This is a genomic window from Acidovorax sp. HMWF018, from assembly GCF_003061035.1.
Taxonomy (GTDB): Bacteria; Pseudomonadota; Gammaproteobacteria; order Burkholderiales; family Burkholderiaceae_C; genus Acidovorax; species Acidovorax delafieldii.
Genome location: NZ_QAIM01000511.1, coordinates 1 through 2,065, shown reverse-complemented (window position 1 = coordinate 2,065; position 2,065 = coordinate 1). Strand labels below are relative to the sequence as shown.

2 protein-coding genes and 1 pseudogene are annotated in these 2,065 nt (G+C 58.5%); 1 reads left to right on the top strand and 2 read right to left on the bottom strand.

The genetic code is table 11. The features are described from left to right. A pseudogene (locus tag DBR23_RS29745) lies at positions 1 to 555 on the top strand (hypothetical protein); the annotation flags it as partial. On the opposite strand, the gene DBR23_RS21680 reads toward DBR23_RS29745, so the two are convergent. After that, entirely contained in the window at positions 552 to 1,481 is a 930-nt protein-coding gene (locus tag DBR23_RS21680; RefSeq protein WP_108499555.1) for a DNA-binding protein, read from the bottom strand. The pseudogene DBR23_RS29745 and the gene DBR23_RS21680 overlap by 4 nt on opposite strands. A 110-nt stretch (positions 1,482 to 1,591) precedes the next feature. Next, positions 1,592 to 1,831 carry a hypothetical protein gene (locus DBR23_RS21675; RefSeq protein WP_146191402.1) on the bottom strand — a complete coding sequence of 80 codons (240 nt, stop codon included), beginning with the start codon at positions 1,829 to 1,831 and terminating at the stop codon, positions 1,592 to 1,594. Between the last annotated feature and the right edge of the window lie 234 nt (positions 1,832 to 2,065).

Sequence of the window (2,065 nt, the reverse complement as noted above, 5' to 3'; positions counted from 1 at the left end):
ACCCTCGCCCACGAAGGAATTGGACATTCCGGCATCAATACTTTCTCAGGCGCAGAAAAACGAGCCCTGATCGACGCGATTATTGAATCTCGAAAACACCCTGGTGCATTGCGGGATTCGTATTGGAAAGCGGTCGAAGACGCTTACCCAAATCTGCGAAAGAGTGAGCAAGCCGAAGAGATTTTCAGCCTCATGGCTGAAACCGTCCACGCCAACGGCGGCAGCAAGTACAACGCGACAGCGTTTAATCATGCATGGCAGAAGTCAGTAGTAGACCAGAGCGAGCCGTTGCAAGCCTGGGGACTTGCTCAGGTGGTGCACCACGTCGCGCACGGGCTTAGAGAAAACACCCGGCAGCACCAAATTTTCCCGGCAAGCGACACCGACCAATATCGCGTTCTCAGCCATGAAGAAAAGATGGCTGCGATCAATTCGCAATTGGACAGAGGGGATTTCAATGCGCGAGAGCGCTCGATCATCCTTGAGAGAGTGCGTGCCAACGCACAAAATGCCGAACGCCAACCCGCTGAGAAAACACCGGAATTAGAACGTTAGCGGGCCGCACCAGCGGCTCCAGCAGCAGCTACGCGAAGGCTTTCCAACTCCGCGCGCAAGCGCTCATGTTCTTCACGTTGCGCAGATTCAACGGCTTCTCTGCGCCTCGCTTCAGCTTGCAATAGTTCGACCTGGCCTGAGAGGCGAGCGCCCTGCTCTCTCGCCTCGGCAGCCGAATTGCGGGCATCCTCTCTCTCCGCCTGAACCTTGCGCAGCTCCTGAGCTGCTTGCTCCGCTAGGCGTTCAGCAGCCACAGCGCGCGCCTCTGATCGCGACGCCAAATCCGCCGACGCTTCAAGCCGCGCTCCCAGGACTGCGGCCGATTGCTCGGCGGCGATCCTCGCACGCCGCTCAGTGTCGATTGCCGTTCGCAGCTGCTCAAGCTCATTGGTCTGCGACGAGTACCGCTCATTCAACCCTTCAGCCCTGAGGCTGGCCTTGGCCAGCTCGACACGCGCGGCCTCGGCCGCTTGCTGCTCACGTTCAACACGGTCCACCAGATCCGACAGATCCGCCGCTTGCTGAGCAGCCTTCCCTGCAAGGGTGTCGCGTTCAGTAGTCAACGCCGCGATTTGCGCTTGCAGCGCGTCCCGTTCGTCTTCCAGCGCTTCTCCTGCAAATGCCAGGTCCGCGGCTTCTGCCTGTACCTCCACGAGCCTGGATTCGATTTCGGCCCTTGCCTGGGCCGCAGCGCGGCCTATTTCAGCAGCAATTGCGGTTGCCAGGCCCTGCGGCAGCTCCAATGCCGTAGCCGAAGCCATAGGGCGGGCATCGCGCCAAGCTGCAAGGTGCTTTTGAATCGTGTTCGGGCTGCCTTTGTCACCAAGACGCTCACGGACGGATCGAATGGACACCGTTTTACCCTCGCCCACCAGTGCGTCAGCTACCGCTGAGACCTGTTCCGCCGTCACACCAATCCGAGCCATGCTACGCCTTTCGTATTAACGTATCGGTATTATGTATCGATACGATACGTTATGCAATACGAATGCGATATGAAATTATCTCGTTTGGCTGCGCTAACGGCTGCGCTTCTTTAACCCGCACAATCTGAGTCACCTACCGGATCGGCCGCTTCATTTTCATAGGGCTGGCCCTCGGCGTGGGCCAGGGCCAATGTGCCCGCATCGAGAGCAGCAGCCCAGGAATCAAAGTCGCACTCGGCCGCTGAATGAGGCTTGAAAATCAACGCCTCATCCGGCTCCTGTTCAAGAATCATCCAGCGGTACGAATCCGCCGAATCGGGATCAGAAATGATTTGCAAGCAGTAGGGCATGGACAACTCCAAATTGATTCCGCAGTGTAGCGAGCACATGTCTGAAAAGACAGGCGTTTAACGAGCGGACAGCTGCTGCAGTCCCCTGCCCCATCTGCTGTCGGTTTTGCCGCCTTCCTGGTACCCCTGGAGCCTTTGTAGCGGTTTCCTACGTCCTGAATCGCCCCCCGGTTTTTGTTTTCAGGTTGGGGGGTGCCGTGCGCCGAAGGGCGCACTGGGGGGCAACGCCCCCAG

Excerpts from the sequence above, each read along its gene's own strand:
- DBR23_RS21680 (WP_108499555.1), bottom strand. The coding sequence starts at position 1,481 with ATGGCTCGGATTGGTGTGACGGCGGAACAGGTCTCAGCGGTAGCTGAC.
- DBR23_RS21675 (WP_146191402.1), bottom strand. The coding sequence starts at position 1,831 with ATGCCCTACTGCTTGCAAATCATTTCTGATCCCGATTCGGCGGATTCG.